The sequence below is a fragment of the Ancylomarina longa genome, from assembly GCF_003996985.1.
Taxonomy (GTDB): domain Bacteria; phylum Bacteroidota; class Bacteroidia; order Bacteroidales; family Marinifilaceae; genus Ancylomarina_A; species Ancylomarina_A longa.
In genome coordinates, this window is the sequence record NZ_RJJX01000008.1 from 88,316 (window position 1) to 108,551 (window position 20,236).

The following is a 20,236-nucleotide window of genomic DNA, read 5'->3' on the forward strand; positions in this document are numbered from 1 at the left end:
AAAGGAATTAAATGAGCCAAATGAGTTCATTGCAGTAGAAAAACAAACAATGGCTTCATTTACCATTGTTTCCGTGTTTTTACTAACAAATTTCAGTAGTTTTTTCAGATTATAGGCACAGGCAGACATGTGCATCACTTTATTCGCCTGGCGAATGCCGATTATTATTGGCAGCACTAATTCAGAATATTTGGAAAAAATGGAATTTTAATGCTTAGCAGATTATTTTAATTCGTCTCTCAAAAATTGAGCAGTGAAGGAGTCTTTGCAATTTACCAGTTCTTCTGGAGTTCCGGTAAAAAGAATTTCGCCTCCCTTTCTGCCTCCTTCTTTTCCAATATCAATAATATGATCGGCTACTTTAATTACATCCATATTGTGTTCTATTACAATCACGGTATTTCCTTTATCCACCAATCGGTTTAGTACAGTTAGTAATACTCTAATATCTTCGAAATGTAAGCCTGTTGTAGGTTCGTCCAGGATGTACAAAGTTTTACCGGTATCTCGTTTTGACAATTCACTAGCCAACTTAACCCGCTGCGACTCTCCTCCTGATAAAGTGGTAGATGGTTGTCCTAGTGTAATATATCCTAAACCAACATCTTGCAATACCTTTAATTTATTGTAGATAGGAGGTATATTTTCAAAAAATGGAACGGATTGATTGATGGTCATGTCCAACACATCGCCAATTGATTTTCCTTTATATCGCACTTCTAGTGTTTCCCGATTGTATCGTTTACCATTGCATTCATCACAAGGCACATAAACATCGGGTAAAAAATTCATTTCGATAGATCGAATACCAGCTCCCATGCAGGTTTCACATCTGCCTCCCTTTACGTTGAAAGAAAATCGTCCTGCTTTATATCCCCGGATCTGTGATTCGGGTAGTTTTTCGAATAATTTCCTAATCTCTCCAAACAAATTGGTGTAGGTAGCAGGGTTGGATCGTGGTGTGCGACCAAGAGGAGATTGATTTACTTCAACTACTTTATCGATGTTTTTGATGCCTTTTATTTCTTTGAATGGCAAGGGATCTTTTACTGATTTATAGAATTTTTGGGATAAAATAGGATGAAGTGTGTTGTTGATAAGGCTGGATTTGCCACTACCCGACACTCCGGTAACACAAATAAATTTTCCTAATGGGAAATTGACATCTACATTTTTCAAATTATTTCCTGTGCATCCTTTTAAATCAATACTTTTACCATTGCCTTTTCTCCGGGATTCAGGAATTGCAATCTCCAAATATCCGTTTAAATATTTTGCCGTTAAGCTGTTCCCTGCTAATATATCTTTTGGAGTACCCGCCACAACAACTTCGCCACCGTGTTTGCCTGCAAATGGGCCCATATCCACCACATAATCAGCAGAGCAGATCATATCCTTATCATGTTCTACCACAATCACCGAATTACCAGAATCCCTTAGCTGTTGCAAGGAATGAATCAGGCGTTGATTGTCTCGTTGATGTAAACCGATGCTTGGCTCGTCGAGTATGTACAATACATTTACCAATTGCGAACCTATTTGGGTAGCCAGACGAATTCGCTGCGATTCTCCACCCGAAAGACTCACCGAACTTCTGTTTAGCGAAAGATATTCTAATCCCACATCAAGCAAAAAATCTAAACGTGTTCGTATTTCTTTTAATACCTCAGTGGCTATTTGTTTCTGCTTATCACTCAAATGATCTTCAACAGTGTTAAACCATTCCTTGAGCATGCTCAGATCCATTGCTGCTAATTCGGCAATGTTTTTATCATGAATTTTAAAATGTAATGCTTCTCTTTGCAACCTTTGTCCATTACAGGTAGGACAAATAGAGGTTTTGATGAATTGGTCAGCCCATTTTTTGGCTCTTTTGGATGTTCCGTTACTTTCCTGATTGGAGATGTATTTGAGTACTCCATCAAAACTTAAAAAATAATTAGAAGAATTGCCTAATGGAGTATTTTCCAATTTAAAGGTCTCACTGGAACCATCCAGAATTATGCTTAGAGCTTCTTCAGGAATGGCTTCGATTGGCGTATTCATATCAAAATTATATTTTCTGCCAATCGCCTCTATTTGCCAAAATATTAAACTGTTTTTGTGTTTTCCTAAAGGAACAATTCCTCCCTCGCGAATGCTTAAGGTTTGATCCGGAATTATTTTTTCCAAATCGATGGTGTTCACTCTTCCCAAACCTTTACATCTGGAACAAGCACCATGAGGAGAATTGAAAGAAAAACTGTGAGGAGCAGGTGTATTGTATGATATTCCGGAACTTGGGCACATCAATAACCGGCTGTAATACTTTACTTCTTCTGTATCTTTGTCGAAAATCATGGTAATGCCTTTTCCATGTTTCATAGAGGTTTGCACCGATTCCTTTAATCGTTTATCCCCAACTTCTTCCACCACTAATTTGTCGATGAGAATTTCAATGGTGTGATTTTTATAACGATCGACCTTAAAGCCATGCATGAGTTCTACGATTTCGCCATCTACACGTGCGTAGAGAAATCCTTTTTTTAGGATTTGCTCAAATAATTCCTTGTAATGTCCTTTTCTGCCTCTTACAATAGGTGCCAAAATATATATTCTCCGACTACTGAACTTTTCATGTATCAGCTCGATGATTTTCTCGTCGGTATATTTTACCATTTTCTCGCCTGTCTCGTAGGAATATGCAATGCCTGCCCGGGCATATAATAGACGAAGGAAATCATATAGTTCGGTTATCGTACCAACAGTAGATCTTGGATTTTTATTGGTCGTTTTCTGTTCTATGGAAATTACGGGACTCAATCCTGTAATTTTATCCACGTCAGGGCGTTCCATTCCTCCCAAAAACTGTCTTGCATACGCCGAAAAGGTCTCAATATAACGTCTTTGTCCTTCGGCGTAAATAGTGTCAAAAGCAAGAGATGATTTTCCACTACCACTCAGTCCTGTAATTACAGAAAGTTGATTACGCGGGATACTAATATCTATATTTTTGAGGTTGTGAACACGAGCCCCGATTACTTCAATATTCTCGGTTTCTAAATGTTCCTCTTTATTTTTGGTTGCTGTAGAACTCAAATTACAATCTCCTTTTTTAACAGTGGAATAGATCTATTTCTTTGGAACAGAACCATCCCTGATTTTATAATCAGAAAATGCAAAATTAATATATCCTTTTGCAGGAAGTGTAATTTCGTACTCTTTTTTATATTTATTTGTGAGGTAGGGTTTACGCAACCAGGGATTGAAATTCTTTAATATTTTATAGTTAACGCCATGTTTCTTTGCAAACAAGGCAAAATCCTTTACGGCTGAGTTTATTTTTACTTTTTGCGTAGGAATATTGGGATAGAGATCCGATTTCCTGAATCGAAATCCAAAATCAGCAGGTCTTTCCATTATTAATTTTATCGCCAAAATTCGATATACATATCTGCCTGTTTCTTCTCCCAAAAGTAAATCATAGTAGTTTCCTGCATTTTGTAATTTTAGTTGCTTATCCAAAAATCTCCGGCCTGCATTGTACGATGCTGCTACTAAAGTCCAGCTTCCATATTTTTCGTATGACTTTCTAAAATATTTACAGGCTGCTATGGTTGATTTCTCGATATTATATCTTTCATCTATTTCAGTTGATATTTCCAGACCGTAATCTTTGGCCGTACCACTCATAAATTGCCATATTCCAACCGCTCCTACAGGCGATTTAATGGTTGGCAGAAATCCGCTTTCAATTAAAGCTAAATATTTAAAATCTTCGGGAATATCATGATCCTTTAAAATGGGTTCGATGATTGGGAAATAACGATTTGCTCGTTTTAGAAAGAGCATGGTTTGAGATTGCCAGTAGGTGTTAACAAGTAATTCGCGATCTAGAGCTTCCTTTACGTCCCATCTGTCTAAAGGAACTTTTTCTCTTCCAAACCGCATTTTATCCGGTGTTTGTAATGCATAAACATTGTAGCGACTCATATATTCGCTATTTGTAGTTTTTGCAGCCGGATCATCAGCTGTTGAATAATTAAACAATTGAGCGGTAAGATAAAATCCGCTCAGGAAAACAATTAAAACGAGTAAATTTTTAATGGATTTATTTATAGTCACGGTTCTGTAAGTTTAAAGGTTACCAAAAGTATATGATTCTACTCTATATCCCGATAAAAAGTTATACTTTATCTGCTCTTTACATCACCAAAATGCTCGACTTTATCAAGATTAATTCCCAATAGTTAGGAGGACTTTGATGATGATGTATTTCTTGTTAATTTATAAGCTGTTTTAATGCAACAAATTGGAACGGTTCTCGTTAAGGAATAATACCACTTGTTATTTTGTAATGCTGTTGAAGATGTTCACTATCATGATCATAATTTGAGAGAGAAGCGTGCATTTACCTAAGTTTAATCTGATGAAAATCTATTTAGTAGTCTTTCTGTTTTTATTTAGTGGACTTTTATTTTCGTCCTGCGATGGTAATGCGCCTATTGATTTTCCTACTGAAGTGATTCAACTATCAGGTGTTTCCGATTCTGTTTTTCAAATTCTTCTTGATGATTCCAAACTAATCTGTTTGGATCAGTATCTTATTGAGGAAATGAAGGAAATTAATTCTATTGATATAGAAGAAACGCATATTGCTCCTATCGTGGCGGCTTTGCAAATGGTATATCTTGATTCTACAATAGTAGCTGCAAATACCATAAAAGAACTCCATATTCATGCTTTGTGCCGTCAACAGTTGCACCAAACCATGGTAAAAGAAGATACGCTTCAGCCTTTTTTCTCTAATTGGTTTGCCAATGGTATTTCTGGAAATAGTCAGTTGGATGAACTGATCGCATTCTATAATTTAGATATCGACTCCTTAGGAAATGCGCAATATCTCATTTCCACTGATGTAGGATTAAATCATCAGGCCTTGGCAGCTAAAATCCGGGACTTCCCTTTCGTGAAAAGTGCCAATGCACAGGCATGTATAGGGGATGGTTCTCAGATAGAATTAATAGATTCCAGTCCTGATCAAATCAATTTGGTATTTAGTTATGGTTGGGGAGATTGTCCTTCGGGATGTATTCATCGTCATTATTGGGATTTGAGTGTCTCTGGTTCTGGTATAGTTGAATTGATAAGGGAGTCGGGAGATAAACTACCCTGACTCCTAACTATTTTTGCAGATTTATCTTTTAGAATTGGTTGAAATAAGTTCTGAATTTATCGTGTGGAACAGAAACGCATATTCTGGCAAATTTTTGAGCTGACTCCTTCTTGTTTCTGGTAAAATAGCTTAATGATACACTACCGATTCGGTGTTCTAACAACTTTTCTTCCGACTGATTAACTACTGCAAAAATCCCCACAGGTTCTGAATCCTGGTAAAATTTTTCTGCCAATAGATGTTTGCTTTTTAGAAATTCAATATTTTTTCGAATGCCTGCTACGGTACTGGTCTTAAAATCTAGCGTAGCCTGTTTTCCTTTTTCTGTGCTTAATAAGCTATGCACTAGGATTTGAGAGAAAGCATTTATTCCATTGGTCGCATACATTAATCGAATGCCAAGTTCCTCTGTTAGATCTTTGTGAGGAGTATGAATAAATCCCAATCTTTGACCGCTTAAACCAAGCGATTTACTAAAACTTTCAACGATAATAACATTTTCACAATCTACCAATTGTTGGAAGAAATCATCTTCTTCTCCACAAAAAATCCTACGATAAGGACAGTCTACAATTACAATAGTACCATTGTCATTTAAATGATGAATGTGCTGAAGGATTTTTTCATCAGGGAGTTTATTTCCAAGCGGGTTATTGGGATCGCATATAATAACAGCTGAGTTTTTTAAAGATTCTGTACGTTCTTCTAAATCTTCCAGCTTGGCATAGGTGTTAGACTCAATTCCTCGTATGGTCATTATTTGAGCATAGGAACCCCAATAATATTCTGGTAACAAAATCTGTTTAACTTTAATACTTTGAAAAACCAAATCGAGTGCAGACATACCCCCTCCGCAAATTAAAATATTCTCAATTTTGCTTTCTTTGTTAAAATAATGTTCGTTGATCGAATTTCGGAGTTCTGGTCTTCCTTGCGATGGTGGATAAACCTGCATTTCCACAGTGTTAAAATCAATGTCGGAAACAATTGAATTTAAATCAATATTACAAACAGAGTTTACTCCACGATTTAATAACAGATATTCGGAATTGGTTTCTTTACTTTTTTGTTTGATTTTTTCTCCAATGCCTACAATTGCAGAATATCTGGCTCCACTCTTTTGAATATCCATTTCTCAATTTAGTTTCAAATATTAATACTGAAATAATTTGTTTGCTTACACGAATTAAGTCTAAACAAAAGTAATACGCAAATTATTTGATGTGCTTTACAGACAGTTCAAAAATGACTATTTTCACCTTTCAATTTAATGGTAACAACATGAAATTTGATTTTGATGAGATAATCGACAGGAAGAATACCGACTCGGTTAAATACGATAAACTATTGGAGTACTTCGGAAAAAAAGATCTCCTTGCGTTATGGGTTGCCGACATGGATTTTAAAGTTCCTCCATGCATTTCTAATGCTATTGCTGAAAGAGCAAATCATGAGATATATGGATATTCGTTTCGAGGGGAAGCTTGCATTACAAGTGTTCAAAATTGGTTAGAAAAAAGGCATGGCTGGCAAGTGAATGTAGATTGGATATCCTCAAGTCCAGGTGTGGTAACGGCACTTTCCTTACTACTGCTTAGTCTCACTAATGAAGGAGATGTAATTGCGGTTCAACCTCCTGTTTATCATCCATTCTACCATGTAGTACGAGATACAAAAAGGAAAATCAGGCACAATCCTTTACGAAGAACAGCCCATGGTTATGAAATGGATTTCCTTCAATTAGAAAAAATTGCACAGGATGGAATTCGTGCTATATTGCTTAGTAATCCTCATAATCCTGTAGGAAGAGTTTGGAGAAAAGATGAATTATTAAAATTGGGAGAACTTGCAATAAAACACGATTTCTTAATAATTTCGGACGAAATACATCAGGATCTAACATTTAATGGGTATAAACATATTCCTATAGGCTCGCTTTCTGCTGAATTAGCACAAAGGACAATAACATGTATTGCTCCCTCCAAAACATTTAATGTTGCCGGACTTGCCAGTTCAGTAGTTATTGTTCCCAACTCTGAATTGAAGATGAAATATGAGAAATTATTATCTGCATTGCATTTAAATCTGGGAAATTTATTTGGACATATTGCAATGAAGGCGGGCTATGAAAAGGGAGAGGAATGGTTGGAACAGTTAATGATTTATCTGGAAGGGAATGTGAATTTCTTGCGAAAATATTTACAGGAGAATTTACCTCAAATTAGTATGATTGAACCGGAAGCAACATATTTGGTATGGCTGGATTGTCGGAAACTAGGTATGTCCTCCGAAGAAATTTATCAATTGGCGGTTGAGGATGCTGATTTAGCATTAAACAAAGGAACAACTTTTGGAATGGAGGGTGAAGGTTATATGCGAATGAATATCGCCTGTCCCAGATCAATATTAGAACAGGCTTTAAATCAGTTGAAAGAAGCTATTTTAAAAAAATCTTAAAAAAAATCAACTTCGTAGGGTTACCTTTTGCAAAAAAAAGGAATTAATGAGTAGGAGAATGAATCAATTGAATTGTAAATCACCCTATGTAATATCCACAATCAATAATTGATTTTCTGCAATAAAATCAAAATTCTATTTTAGTACACACTAAACCTCGATATTTTTATCGGGGTTTTTCTTATGTTGATACTTTGTGAATTTTAGCTTGTTGATAATGGATTTATCAGACCTGTTAATAGTGATGGATTTCCATTTGGGTAAGATGGAGATATGAACATTTGCAAGTCAATAAAATAAGGAGTACTATAAGTTATTAACAATGAATTAACAGTGTTGATAACTTGTTGATAAGCGGTTGACATACCTCAATTCGAACACGCTCTACCTAAAACTTTAACGGGCTGCAAATATAGAATAAAAAGGGGATTACTAATGAGGATTTTGAAAGCTTTTTTAGAAAAAAACAAGTAGTATTTCTAACTATCTCTTCATCAGTCGATCTATTTCTCTTTTGTGATCACGTTGCTTTAAACTTTCTCTTTTGTCGTAGTGCTTTTTGCCTCGACAAAGTGCTATTTCCATTTTTGCAAAGCCTCTGTCGTTGATGAATAAGCGAAGCGGAACAATTGTTAAGCCAGATTCTTTAGTCTTTCTATCAAGTTTATCGAGCTCTTTTCGATTAAGCAAAAGTTTACGTTCTCGTTTTTCTTCGTGATTGTAATAGGAGCCAAATTTATATTCAGAAATATGCATTTCTTTTACATATAGCTCATTTCCCGAGAAATAACAAAAGGAATCTACCAGGCTAGCCTTTCCTTCTCGAATAGACTTTATTTCGGTTCCGAATAATTGAATACCAGCGACAAATTTCTCGATGAGTTCAAATTCAAAACTGGCTCTTTTATTTTTAATGTTGATTCTTTGCATGTTATTTTACTTCATATTTGTTGGTTTCCAGTACCAATACTTGTTTTACTGTACGTCCAGTACATCATTTTGAGTTAATGTGTACTAAATAGAAATATTTAGTGAAAAGCAGATCTATAAATGTACTGTAAATACATTCGCAAATTTAATATTTAAATTGTGATTGGAAGCTTGAAAAGAATGGAAAACATTCGTTCAAAAATTAAAGGAAGTACAATCACCAATATACTCGACATAATTGTAAAGCCAGGCCTTTTATTATTAGGTATGGATAAAAGACTTCCAGTTCCAATCCATAAAACTCTTATGAAATATAATTCAGTCAATAGGCATATTTGTCGCAGAAAAGAATAAGTAGCAAATAGTTTCGAAGCACCATGAAATAAGCAAAAAATGGATGCGCTGTAAATAACTAATTGAAAAATTATTTCAGATTGAATCTGAAGCTGGAAATTTGGTAATAACCATTCTATAAATTTTGCAGATGTATAAATGCCGGCAAGTAGTGAGAATAGACTAACAAAAAACATGGAAACCCCAATCCCAATACCTTGTTGACGAATCAGTACTCCAGTAAAAGAAATTAAGGAACAAATAGTAATCAGAGGGAAAGTAAATTTCAGAAATATTTGTTTGATACCTAAGTTTTCAGCAGCTATCCTTTCCCATTCTTTTTGGGGTGTAAAAAGTAGGTTCTGCAAGTGAATGATAGTATTCAAAAGATTGCTTAAAGTCTGTTTCATGATTATGAACTTGTTTTTTCAATGAGAACAAAATTAAACAAGCTTTTTGGTATTAATTACAATTTCCATTAATAATTCGTTCCTATCTATCAAAATCCAAAAAGACTGGTAAAACCAATAAAAAAAGCTCCCATTGCTGCATAAAGGGATAATAGACCAATCAAAATAAAAGTAAAATAGCCAGATTTTTTTTCTGAAGGAATATTTAAAATAGGTGTAATGCCATGATATAGGATGTAGAAACTAAATAAACCCAAAATGGTTAAATAATTAAGATTAGGTAGGAGAAATGCCAACGAATTAAAAATCAATCCAGGGAAAAAGGAGAAGGCGGTCAAGGTAAATGCTTTTTGAAATCTTTTGGATTTAGTTGGCCATACAGCAAAAAAACTGAGTAAATAGGCCGATAAGAATATGGTTAAAATAGAAAAAATAAAGGTGCTAACTGATGTGAAAATATGCATTTGTAAATGCAACGAAACTTTTGTGTCGAAAAATCGGTATCCCAGAAAGTTACAGATAGTCAGTAACAACACCATCGGAAGAATTAGATGAAAGAGAAGAGATTTGGTGCCGACTTCCTTATTGTGGATAGATTCCCACTCGCTATTAGTAGCAAATAAAAGGCGAAACGCATGTCTATAAATTTGATAGCTGTTCATATAGATAATGGAGTATTGGTGAATTAGAAAAACTTAAAGTAATTTTGTTGGCAGTTAAGATGCAGGTTCATGATTATTGAAAGATAAACATTAAACAGAGAAAGAAAAACTGCTAAGTGATATGTTTTTAGGTATTATTCGAGAATGAAAAACAATTTATTAGTTGTATTGGGTCCTACAGCAACAGGAAAAACAAGTTTGGCAGTTCGGCTGGCTAAGGAATTTAATGGAGAGATAATTAGCGCCGATTCGCGGCAAATTTATCGCGGTATGGATTTAGGTACGGGCAAGGATTTGGATGAATATATCATCGGGGACACCCCCATTCCTTATCATTTAATAGATATTGCAGAGGCCGGATATAAGTATAATGTATTTGAGTATCAAAGAGATTTTGTTCAGGCTTTTGAAAATATAACGAATAGGTCAAAAATGCCCGTGGTATGTGGCGGGACAGGAATGTATCTGGAGGCTGTATTGAAGGGATATAAATTAATTGCTGTTCCAAAAGATCAGGAGTTTAGAGACCAGCTGGAGGAGAAGAGTTTGGAGGAACTCGAACAAGTATTAAGAACCTATAAAGAGTTACACAATACTAGTGATGTGGAAACGAAAAAGAGAGCAATTCGGGCGATTGAAATAGAACGATATTATGCCTCGAACCCTCAAATTGAAATGGATTACCCCGAATTGCATCCTTTAATTGTGGGGATAAAATATGACCGGGAAACCAGAAGAAACAGAATTAGCCTGCGACTAAAAGAAAGACTTAAATCTGGAATGATTGAAGAGGTAGAGGATTTGCTGAAATCAGGAGTGAGTGCTGAAGATTTAATTTATTACGGATTGGAATATAAATTCTTAACTCAATACGTAGTTGGGCAAATTAGCTATCAGGAAATGTTTTCTGGTTTGGAAATCGCAATACACCAATTTGCCAAACGACAAATGACATGGTTTCGAAGGATGGAACGAAATGGCACCAATATTCATTGGTTAGATGGATATATGCCTTTGGAAGAAAAAATGGCTCAGGTAAAAGAATGGATTAATTTCTAGAAGCAATATTTTTCTAAATCGGAGTAGCTAATTCTTTGAATTCCTAAATTCGACCATTCTTTAAAAGGCAAAGGAATGTTTGGTAATTCTTTTATGGCATCTTCAATTACAAAAACCTCGATATTTCTTTTGGCTAGACCAATTGCTGCATAATTCACACAGACATTAGTAGTAACTCCATAAATAAAAATTTTTTGAGGAGAAATTTTTTTTAGAATAGGATCTGTATTTGCATTTCCTTCAAAAACGTCAAATGCATCTTTTCGGATTATGATATTTCTGTGACGGATACAATTTTCTAATTCCTTGTTGGAATACGTTTTGTTCCATAATACTTCAAAAATATCTTCGGTAGGCTGAGTTGCGGTCACATAGCTGGCACCGGGAGTATTTGCCATGCAGTGTTCCGGAAAAGTTGTAATGAAATCAGGGGTGGCAGATAGTTCTGGGGAGTTGGAGTAGTGGTGATCAGCAGTATTAACTACCTGAATATTGTGATTTTTTGCAGTTCTCGTGATTTTAAGGAGAACATTTTGTATTTCTTCTGCTCCGGGAGCATAAAGCTTCCCATTTGGGTTTATGAAATCCTTTTGGGTGTCAACGTTCCAGAAAAGTATATTTTTTGCAAACATATTTTTTAATCATTGGTTCCTGCAATAATACAATCCTCGTAAAACAATTCAAAATCAAATCTGGAATCGGGCAACTATTAATCGGATGAATTACCTATTTTATCAGGGAAATTGCATGCGAGAACGAATAATTTTCGTTCCTCAAAAAATGTTTTCTACTTTGATTGCTGTAAATATTGAATTTTCTGTTCATGACAAACATAAAAACAATATCCCGGAGTAGGATCGTCTATCATATTATTTTCTGGATTTTTGCCTTTGTTTTTTGGTTGTTCACCATGTTTGTGGCAAGCAATTTTAAAAATGTTCTAAGGTTAGAACCCATCTTGATGACAATTGTGTTCAACCTATGTTTTGCATTTGCTGTTTATTCTAATTTATATGTACTATTACCGTATTTGTTCAAACGACAGCGATTCTTTAGCTATGTGATTTCTCTTCTTTCTGTAGTTTCCATTTCTGCTTTTATTATTAATTTTCTTTTGGTTTATCCATTAAATAATTTTGTGAAAGGAGAGAGATTTTTTGAGGAGATTACCTTTGTTGTATGGTTCAATTTTGCCTTTTTCACCATGATTTATGTGGGAATTACCAGCTTTTTATCACTGATGAGGGAATGGTTTGTTTTTCAAAAGGTTTCTGATCAATTTAAAGATATCGAGAGAGAAAAATTAGAGGCTGAATTAAAAGCTTTAAAGTCTCAGATTAATCCGCATTTTTTATTTAATACATTAAATAATCTATATTCTTTAACTTTAGATAAATCGGATAAAGCTCCAGGTATGGTGTTGCAATTATCAGATATGATGAGATATATATTATATGAGTGTAATGAACGTTTTGTACTTTTGGAAAAGGAACTCGGTTTTGTGAAGAACTATCTGGATCTGCAAAAAATAAGGCTCGATGAAACAATCCCTGTTAACTTGGAAGTGAGGGGTAATACAGGAGAGCATAAGGTTGCTCCTTTGCTATTTGAACCATTAATCGAAAATGCATTTAAGCATGGAGCATATGGTAAGAACAATCATGGGTTTGTAAATATTCTCTTTAATTTTGAGCAGAAGGACCAATTGTCCTTGTTCATTGAAAATAGATTCCATGACGATTGGCAATCTAAGGATTCGGATAATGGGATTGGAATTAAAAATGTGATGAGGAGATTGGAACTCATCTATCCAAATAAACACGATATTGAAATAAATAAAGAAGGTGATTTGTTTCGAGTAAATTTAAAGATAGATATGTCGTGAAATGTTCATTTGCATCTAATTGAATAAAGGAAATTTGTATGAAATTAAAATGTTTGATTATTGATGATGAGCCTTTAGCTCAGCGTGTTTTAGAAAAATATATTGATGAACTTCCGGGTTTGGAGTTGAAAGGTAAATGTAGCGATGCAATTGAAGCAATGGAAGTGTTGCAAGAGAAAGATGTTGATTTGATTTTTCTGGATATTAACATGCCTCGCTTGAGTGGAATCAATTTTTTAAAGACATATAAAAATCCACCATTGGTAATTATTACAACAGCTTATACAGAGTATGCACTCGAGAGTTATGAGTTGAATGTATTGGATTATCTGAAGAAACCATTTTCATTTGAACGATTTCTTCTGGCTGTACAAAAAGCTGAAGAAAGGCTTAAAGTTTCTGACGACCCTATGGATAAAGATACAGAAGAAAGAGATTTTATATTTGTGAAAGCCAACAAAAGAACCGTCAATATAAATTTAGAATCCATTCATTACATTGAAGCTTTAGGTGATTATGTGAAAATTTTTATTGGACAGAAACATATTGTCACCTACCAATCGCTAAAAGGGATTGAGCGTTTATTGCCTGTTCAAAAGTTTTACCGGATTCATAAATCTTATATCGTTTCCTTATCTAAGATTAAGTCTATTGAAGGGAATATGGTTCATATGGAAAACGAAACAATACCAATTGGAAATAACTATAAACAGGGATTCTTTCAGAGAATTTATCCCGTATAGAGTAATTCTATAATTTACAAAAGAACCGATGCATCAAGCATCGGTTCTTTTGTTTTCTATTTTAAATATTTATCCAGCCAGCCGAAAAATACCCTTTGCCATAAAATTCCATTTTGAGGATGTAGTACCCAATGACTCTCCTCTGGGAAATAAAGAAATCTACTAGGAATACCTTGGAGCTGTGCACTATTAAATGCAGCCATTCCTTGAGTGTAGGGAATTCTAAAATCTTTTCCACCGTGAATTACTAATATTGGAGTATCCCAATTTTGAACAAATTTATGTGGGGAACTAGCGAAGGATTTTTGAGCTACTTTATTGTCTAAATCCCAAAAAGCACCTCCTTTTTCCCAATTATCGAAAAACATTTCATCAGTAGTAGCATATTCCATTTCTGAATTAAAAACACCGCAATGCGCAATGAATGCTTTAAATCTATGTTGGTGATGTCCTGCCAACCAATACACAGAAAATCCACCAAAGGAAGCACCAACTGCACCAAGGCGATCACCATCAATGTACGGTTCCTTCTTTAACTCATCAATTGCTGATAAATAATCGTCCATACACTGACCACCATTATCTTTACTAACAGCATCCGTCCAATCTTGTCCAAATGTCAAAACACCTCTTCGGTTGGGAGCAACGATAATATAGTCATTGGCAGCCATCATTTGGAAATTCCATCGGTAGCTCCAAAATTGAGATAGTGGAGATTGTGGTCCGCCTTCGCAATATAAGATGGTTGGATATTTTTTACTGGCATCAAAATGTGGAGGGTAGATTATCCATGTCAGCATTTTTTTATTGTCGGTAGTGGTAATCCATCTTTTTTCAACTTTTCCCATTTCCAACTGGCTCAATATTTCTTTATTCTCAAAGGAGATTTCTGTTTCCTTACCCGTTTTAGGATCTATTTTGTAAATCTCAGCAGGTTTTGACATGGAAACTTTGGTTCCAACTAGATAATCTCCAGCTAGTGCAACACTATGATAGTCGTGGTCGCCTTTTGTGATAGCTTCAAATTTCTTATTTTTTAAAGTCAATCTATAAACCTGAAAGGTTGCATTTATACCACATACAAAAATGATTTCTTTTCCGTTCGGAGTCCAATTCATGCTACTAGGAGAGTAGTCGAATTCTTTAGAGTAATCCTCCATGCTTTTGGTCTCGAAATCGTAAATGAATAAACGATCTTTGTCTGCTTCAAAACCAGCCCGTTCCATACTAAGCCATGCTAGTTTCTTTCCATCAGGAGAGTATAGAGGAGAACGATCGTAACCCATCATACCTTTGGTTAAATTCCGGGTTGCGCCTGTTTCCAAATCGTAGATATAAATATCAGAATTGGTGCTAAGGGCATATTCTTTACCGAATTGTTTTTTACAAGTATAGGCAATTTGATTTCCCGATGGACTCCAGGTGATTTCTTCTATTCCACCAAATGGCATTAGAGGAGTGTCGTAAGGTTCATTTGGCATGATATCTTTCGAGTCAGATACTATTCCTTCTGCATAATTGGCAACAAAAATATGACTGAAATAAGTGTCTTCCCAATTATCCCAATGGCGATACAATAAGTCATCAAGAAGTAATGCATTTGCTTTAGGAAGATCTGAATAGAGGTCGTGTACGTTTTTAGTAACCTTCACATCCATGGTGAAAAATAACTTATCTCCTTTAGGAGAGAAAGAAATGTTGGTGATGTTTCCATCTTCATAGGATATTTGCTTGGCTTCTGATCCATCTGGATTGCTGCTCCAAATTTGTGATTTTCCACTTTTGGAGGACAAATACAAGATCTTTTTACCATCTGTTTGCCAAATAGCTCCATATTCCGATTCCGGAGTTTTAGTTAATTGTTTTTTAGAGCTTCCATCCATTGAAATGGTGTAAAGATCTCGGTTGCCTTTGTCTTCCTCTTTAGAAAAATAGCTAACTCCATACAGAAGTGTTTTGCCGTCAGGGGATACTTGTACATCTCCTAATCTACCAAACGACCACAATACTTCCGGGGTCATTTTATCGGAAGTAAGTTGTAAGTTCTTTTTTCCGATTACTTGCTCTGGCACCGTCGAATATGCCTGAGTAGAGCTAATCATGCTTCCTAGTACCAGAAAGCTTACTAAGATTAAGTGTTTCATTTTTATAAGTGTTTAAGAATTTAGTGCACTAATTCCATAATTCCACCTCAAGAGTGGATATGTGAAAGAATGAATTTTGTCGAAGTTATTAATTATTTGCCGATAAAAAGAAGAGGGATGTCATGTCTCCATTGCCTTTGGGTATGCAAAAAGAGAGATAAATTAAGCATAATTTCCAAACTGTGGATTGAAGAGATTTGGCAAGGAATGGAATTACGGAAGAGATGTGGAATATATTGAAGGAATCATGCTTGAAATTAACTGCTTATTTGTTAAATTTAGGCTTGAAAACTTGATTTTAAATCTTAACTAAAATAATAAACCTATGAAGAGACATGCTATTTCCCGTTATACGTTCATTCTGTTTGCGTTAGCTTTAGCCGTGGTAGCTTGTAAGCCTGTAGATAACAAAAAAGGTGCGAAGCAAACAGTGAAACCATTATTGAAAAAATCTATTGAAAAACAAGTGAAGGATGTTGTGTATCCATTGCCTACAACTTTTGAACTAACTTCCATGTTGAATAGAATAGGAGCGGATTATATCTTAGGTCTGTCTAATTCTACGGAGAATGCAGATAAGTATTTTACAGAAAAAGCCAGAGCTTTAAATCTTGGTGTGTACAGTGCCGATTTAAGTTATGCAAGTACTTATAACCGTAAGCAGGAAACAATGTTGTTCCTAAAAGCATCAAAAACCTTAATCGATAATTTAGAAATTACCAGTACTTATAATGAAACACTGGTTGATGAGGTTGAAAAAAACCTGGATAATAAAGACCAATTGGTAAAAGTGGTTACAAATTCGTTTTACGACACTTATGAATTTTTGAATAAGAATGGTAAAGCAAACCTATCTTTACTTGTGGTAAGTGGTAGCTTTGTTGAAGGATTGTATATTGCTACTCATATCTCTCAAAATACTTATGCAAACCCTGAGATTGTAAAAGTAATTTTTGATCAGAAAACTTCATTGGAAAAATTATTAGTGGTTCTACAACCTGAAAATAAAGATCCTAATATTGCTGAGATGATTACGCAGTTGAGTGGCTTAAAAGCTAGCTATGATAAAATAGTAGATGGTAGCATGACAGAAGATCAGTTAAACGAAATTATCACTAGTGTTGGAACTTTAAGAGATCGCTTGGTACAATAATTTCTTTCACCTCAAAAAATATATGCCTCTCATTTTGGGAGGCATTTTTTTGTACTACATCTTGTGTTACTCCTGACATGTTGGGAAAATAGTTGTATTTTTAGTTTCAATACAGGTAATTAGTCTCTTAAATCAGAATTCATGGGGGAATCCATTTTAAATGCACTCATGCATCTTTTTGCTTTGGTAGCCAATGCTAAAGAGGAGGAGGTTTCGAGAAAAGGAAGAGTTATTGTACAAAGTTTTCTTAATCGATATGTTCATTCTGAACTTCAGGAGGAGTATTTAAGACTCTTTGAGAACTATTTCGAATTTTATCGTCGTGAGGTGGAATACCAATCGATGGTGCATTCAAAGCAAATTACTATTTTATCTCTTGCCGAAGCTTCGAAAGTTTGTTCTAAGATCAAAACAGAATTGGTGCAGGAGGAAAGATTAATTGTATTGTTGCGCTTACTCGAATTCGTTTATGAGGATAAATTAGTTAGTGAGAACGAATTTGAATTTATCAATATTGTGGCGGAAAGCTTCAAGATTTCACGTCCCGAATTCATTAACTGTCTGGCGTTTATTTGGGGAGATACACTGGATAATTTCGATAAGAGTAAATTTTTGATCATCGATAATAAGGTAAGAGAGTGGTCGGAAAACCTTTCCTGGTTTATGAAAAAGGAAACCAGAAAGAAGGAGAACGATTATAAGCATTTGTACTGCGAGAATCTTTATGGACGAATCTATGTGATGTACGCAGCCAGTGTTAATGTTCTGTTCTTTAAATACGAGGGGGAGCTGAACTTATATCTGGAAGGAAATAAAATTATAGCCGAAAAAACCTATCAGATGAATAATGGGTCTATCATTAAAGGCCCCAATATTAAATCCATTTATTATTCTGATATCGCCGGAAAATTCTTAAAGGATGAGGCGCAGGAAAAAATTGTTTTCACGGCTAAAGATATTGAGTTTAAATTTCGCAACTCTACCAATGGGATTCACAAGTTCACTATATCCGAAGAAAGTGGACAATTAATCGGTATAATGGGAGGTAGTGGGGTAGGTAAATCTACCTTGCTTAATGTTTTGAATGGGAACCTGCATTTGCTGGATGGCGAAATACGAATCAACGATTACGATATTCATAGAAATAAACTTTCTGAGAAAGGACTGATTGGTTTTGTACCTCAGGATGATTTATTGATAGAGGAACTTACCGTTTTTCGAAACCTGTACTATAATGCAAAATTATGCTTTCGCGATTTTAGCGAGTTGCAAATATTAAAGACAGTTCTGAAAATGCTTCAGGATTTGGATCTGTATGAAGCCCGAGACCTGAGAGTGGGTAATCCTTTAAATAAATTTATAAGTGGGGGGCAGAGAAAAAGACTAAATATTGGTCTGGAGCTAATGCGCGAGCCGGCAATTCTATTGGTAGATGAACCTACTTCGGGTTTGTCCTCAACAGATTCGGAGATGGTAATGAAACTCCTTAAGAAGCAGACGCTAAAAGGAAAGCTCGTGATTGCTAATATTCACCAACCTTCGTCGGATATTTTTAAGATGTTTGATAAGCTTTGGATTCTCGATCGTGGCGGTTATCCCATCTATAATGGTAATCCAATAGATGCCATTGTGTATTTTAAGACCCAAAACTCGCAGGTGAATGCACTCGAAAGTGAGTGCATTACTTGTGGTAATGTAAACCCCGATCAAATCCTTCAGATTGTTGAAACAAAATTGATTGATGAGCAAGGGAAACCTACGCGCGAAAGAAGGGTGAAGCCCGAAGCGTGGTATCGAAAATATCAGGAGAACATAGAATCTAAGCATACAATATTGCGTCCTGATAAAAAATTACCGCAAAGCGACTTTAAAATTCCTGGCAGAGTCAGACAGTTTTCTATATTCTGGATTCGGAATGTATTGTCTAAATTAACCAATCGGCAATATTTAATTATCAACCTTTTCGAAGCTCCTTTACTTGCTGTTATTCTGGGATATTTTACAAAGTACACTATCAATGGCACCTATATTTTTGGCGAGAACAAAAATTTTCCGGTCTACCTTTTTATGGCTGTAGTGGTATCGATGTTTTTAGGCTTGACGGTGAGTGCTGAAGAAATTATTCGGGATAAAAAAATCCTGCAAAGAGAGAAGTTTCTGAATTTGTGTAGAATAAGTTATCTCACTTCAAAAATCTCTTTTCTGTTTATTCTATCCGCCATTCAAACTATCTTATTTGTGTTACTGGGCAATTTCATTCTAGATGTTCATGGCATGACTTTGGCCTATTGGCTTGTTTTGTTTTCCATTTCCTGCTTTTCTAATTTGGTCGGATTAAATATTTCATCAGGATTAAATTCCGTGATTACCATTTATATCCTGATACCTTTAATATTGGTTCCGCAATTATTATTGGGTGGTGCGATGATTCATTTTGATGATTTGCATTATGGAATTACCAATAAGGTGTACGTTCCTATCGTTGGTGATTTAATGGCAACCCGTTGGGCTTATGAAGCATTAGCGGTTACACAGTTTAAGAATAATGATTTTGAAAAGCATTTTTATGATTACGAACAAGCTGCTAGCGATGCTTCCTTTAAAAGTTCATTTTTAATTCCTAAAATAGAATCGATCCTGTTGAACTGTGAGAGAAATATCGATTTTGATAAGGAACAGAAGGAAACCAATGCTCATTTCACCATGCTTCAGAAAGAAATCAGAAAGCTGGCTCAGGAGTCGGGGGAGGAGATCTATCCTGAATTAAAAAATCTGAATTGGCAGCACTTTGACTTAAATGTAGTTGAACAAACACGTAATTTTTTAGATCAGGTAAAACTCTATTATCTGGGTATTACCAGCGAGTCTGGTTACAAAAAGGACTTTGAATATTCTCGCCTGGTGGATTCGCTTGGAAAAGACGGGGTTTATGATTTTAAACAAGCCTACCATAATCAGGGATTGGCAGATTTGGTATTAAATCGTACCGAAGTGAATAAAATGATAGAGGTAAACAACCATCTGATTCAAAAGAAGGATCCCATATTTATGAATCCGGATTCCAAAATAGGTAGAGCTCATTTCTACGCTCCCGTAAAACGATTGGGAAACTTTTATATCGACACCTATTGGTTTAATCTTGCCGTAATTTGGTTGGGAAGTCTATTTTTGTTCTTTACCCTTTGGGCGGATGTCCTTCGAAAAATGATGAATTATTTCGAAAGTGTGAAGTTAGTGCGTCGTGAAAAGAAACGGAAATAATGATAACACAGGATGCCCCGAATGAATACAGTTAGATGGTGAAT

General features: G+C 35.3%; 15 protein-coding genes. 7 read left to right on the top strand and 8 right to left on the bottom strand.

The genetic code is table 11. The features are described from left to right. Nucleotides 1–222: 222 nt before the first annotated feature. Complete coding sequence (uvrA, locus tag DLK05_RS07905) at nucleotides 223–3,078, bottom strand: excinuclease ABC subunit UvrA (RefSeq protein WP_209319784.1); 2,856 nt, start codon at nucleotides 3,076–3,078, stop codon at nucleotides 223–225. A 33-nt stretch (nucleotides 3,079–3,111) separates the two neighbouring features. After that, nucleotides 3,112–4,104, bottom strand: coding sequence for a lytic transglycosylase domain-containing protein (locus DLK05_RS07910; RefSeq protein WP_209319785.1), 993 nt, complete (start codon nucleotides 4,102–4,104; stop codon nucleotides 3,112–3,114). 304 nt (nucleotides 4,105–4,408) lie between these two features. On the opposite strand from DLK05_RS07910, the gene DLK05_RS07915 reads away from it, so the two are divergent. Further along, on the top strand, nucleotides 4,409–5,155 hold the full coding sequence (locus DLK05_RS07915; protein WP_127343470.1) for a hypothetical protein: 747 nt from the start codon (nucleotides 4,409–4,411) through the stop codon (nucleotides 5,153–5,155). 28 nt (nucleotides 5,156–5,183) lie between these two features. On the opposite strand, the gene DLK05_RS07920 is transcribed toward DLK05_RS07915, so the two are convergent. After that, nucleotides 5,184–6,287, bottom strand: coding sequence for a pyridoxal phosphate-dependent aminotransferase (locus tag DLK05_RS07920; RefSeq protein ID WP_127343471.1), 1,104 nt, complete (start codon nucleotides 6,285–6,287; stop codon nucleotides 5,184–5,186). Between the two features lie 149 nt (nucleotides 6,288–6,436). Here DLK05_RS07920 and DLK05_RS07925 point away from each other — a divergent pair, with 149 nt between their 5' ends. Further along, nucleotides 6,437–7,612: a MalY/PatB family protein gene (locus tag DLK05_RS07925; RefSeq protein WP_127343472.1), complete on the top strand. Its 1,176-nt coding sequence runs from the start codon at nucleotides 6,437–6,439 to the stop codon at nucleotides 7,610–7,612. A 483-nt stretch (nucleotides 7,613–8,095) separates the two neighbouring features. Here the strand turns inward: DLK05_RS07925 and smpB are convergent, their stop codons facing one another. The 3 genes from smpB to DLK05_RS18025 form a co-directional block, all read right to left on the bottom strand. Continuing rightward, a complete protein-coding gene (gene smpB / locus DLK05_RS07930) occupies nucleotides 8,096–8,542 on the bottom strand; it encodes an SsrA-binding protein (protein WP_127343473.1) in 447 nt (148 codons plus the stop codon). Nucleotides 8,543–8,694: 152 nt separating this feature from the next. After that, a complete protein-coding gene (locus DLK05_RS07935; RefSeq protein WP_127343474.1) occupies nucleotides 8,695–9,285 on the bottom strand; it encodes a hypothetical protein in 591 nt (196 codons plus the stop codon). A gap of 89 nt (nucleotides 9,286–9,374) precedes the next feature. Beyond that, on the bottom strand, nucleotides 9,375–9,947 hold the full coding sequence (locus DLK05_RS18025) for a Yip1 family protein (RefSeq protein WP_127343475.1): 573 nt from the start codon (nucleotides 9,945–9,947) through the stop codon (nucleotides 9,375–9,377). Nucleotides 9,948–10,091: 144 nt separating this feature from the next. On the opposite strand from DLK05_RS18025, the gene miaA reads away from it, so the two are divergent. After that, nucleotides 10,092–11,006: a tRNA (adenosine(37)-N6)-dimethylallyltransferase MiaA gene (miaA, locus tag DLK05_RS07945; RefSeq protein ID WP_127343476.1), complete on the top strand. Its 915-nt coding sequence runs from the start codon at nucleotides 10,092–10,094 to the stop codon at nucleotides 11,004–11,006. On the opposite strand, the gene DLK05_RS07950 is transcribed toward miaA, so the two are convergent. After that, a complete protein-coding gene (locus DLK05_RS07950; RefSeq protein WP_127343477.1) occupies nucleotides 11,003–11,638 on the bottom strand; it encodes a cysteine hydrolase family protein in 636 nt (211 codons plus the stop codon). The two genes, miaA and DLK05_RS07950, sit on opposite strands and share 4 nt — an antisense overlap. A 191-nt stretch (nucleotides 11,639–11,829) precedes the next feature. Here DLK05_RS07950 and DLK05_RS07955 point away from each other — a divergent pair, with 191 nt between their 5' ends. Further along, nucleotides 11,830–12,891, top strand: a complete 1,062-nt coding sequence (locus DLK05_RS07955) for a sensor histidine kinase (RefSeq protein ID WP_127343478.1) — start codon at nucleotides 11,830–11,832, stop codon at nucleotides 12,889–12,891. Nucleotides 12,892–12,929: 38 nt separating this feature from the next. Continuing rightward, nucleotides 12,930–13,634 (top strand): LytR/AlgR family response regulator transcription factor, encoded by a 705-nt coding sequence (locus DLK05_RS07960; RefSeq protein ID WP_127343479.1) that lies wholly within the window; start codon nucleotides 12,930–12,932, stop codon nucleotides 13,632–13,634. Between the two features lie 56 nt (nucleotides 13,635–13,690). Here DLK05_RS07960 and dpp5 read toward each other — a convergent pair whose 3' ends face one another. Continuing rightward, nucleotides 13,691–15,778, bottom strand: coding sequence for a dipeptidyl-peptidase Dpp5 (gene dpp5 / locus DLK05_RS07965; protein WP_127343480.1), 2,088 nt, complete (start codon nucleotides 15,776–15,778; stop codon nucleotides 13,691–13,693). A 325-nt stretch (nucleotides 15,779–16,103) separates the two neighbouring features. Between dpp5 and DLK05_RS07970 the strand changes: the two genes are divergently transcribed. Together DLK05_RS07970 and DLK05_RS07975 are read left to right on the top strand one after the other, a co-directional pair. Further along, the gene (locus DLK05_RS07970; protein ID WP_127343481.1) at nucleotides 16,104–16,931 is read left to right on the top strand and encodes a hypothetical protein; all 828 of its coding nucleotides are present in this window, start codon (nucleotides 16,104–16,106) and stop codon (nucleotides 16,929–16,931) included. Between the two features lie 141 nt (nucleotides 16,932–17,072). Further along, nucleotides 17,073–20,192, top strand: coding sequence for an ATP-binding cassette domain-containing protein (locus DLK05_RS07975; RefSeq protein ID WP_127343482.1), 3,120 nt, complete (start codon nucleotides 17,073–17,075; stop codon nucleotides 20,190–20,192). The last annotated feature ends 44 nt before the right edge of the window (nucleotides 20,193–20,236 follow it).

Bases quoted from the DNA above. Each gene is read 5' to 3' on its own strand.
- DLK05_RS07915 (WP_127343470.1), top strand. From the start codon at position 4,409: ATGAAAATCTATTTAGTAGTCTTTCTGTTTTTATTTAGTGGACTTTTA.
- DLK05_RS18025 (WP_127343475.1), bottom strand. From the start codon at position 9,947: ATGAACAGCTATCAAATTTATAGACATGCGTTTCGCCTTTTATTTGCT.
- DLK05_RS07960 (WP_127343479.1), top strand. From the start codon at position 12,930: ATGAAATTAAAATGTTTGATTATTGATGATGAGCCTTTAGCTCAGCGT.
- miaA (WP_127343476.1), top strand. From the start codon at position 10,092: ATGAAAAACAATTTATTAGTTGTATTGGGTCCTACAGCAACAGGAAAA.
- smpB (WP_127343473.1), bottom strand. From the start codon at position 8,542: ATGCAAAGAATCAACATTAAAAATAAAAGAGCCAGTTTTGAATTTGAA.
- DLK05_RS07920 (WP_127343471.1), bottom strand. From the start codon at position 6,287: ATGGATATTCAAAAGAGTGGAGCCAGATATTCTGCAATTGTAGGCATT.
- DLK05_RS07950 (WP_127343477.1), bottom strand. From the start codon at position 11,638: ATGTTTGCAAAAAATATACTTTTCTGGAACGTTGACACCCAAAAGGAT.
- DLK05_RS07925 (WP_127343472.1), top strand. From the start codon at position 6,437: ATGAAATTTGATTTTGATGAGATAATCGACAGGAAGAATACCGACTCG.
- dpp5 (WP_127343480.1), bottom strand. From the start codon at position 15,778: ATGAAACACTTAATCTTAGTAAGCTTTCTGGTACTAGGAAGCATGATT.
- DLK05_RS07935 (WP_127343474.1), bottom strand. From the start codon at position 9,285: ATGAAACAGACTTTAAGCAATCTTTTGAATACTATCATTCACTTGCAG.
- DLK05_RS07955 (WP_127343478.1), top strand. From the start codon at position 11,830: ATGACAAACATAAAAACAATATCCCGGAGTAGGATCGTCTATCATATT.
- DLK05_RS07975 (WP_127343482.1), top strand. From the start codon at position 17,073: ATGGGGGAATCCATTTTAAATGCACTCATGCATCTTTTTGCTTTGGTA.
- DLK05_RS07970 (WP_127343481.1), top strand. From the start codon at position 16,104: ATGAAGAGACATGCTATTTCCCGTTATACGTTCATTCTGTTTGCGTTA.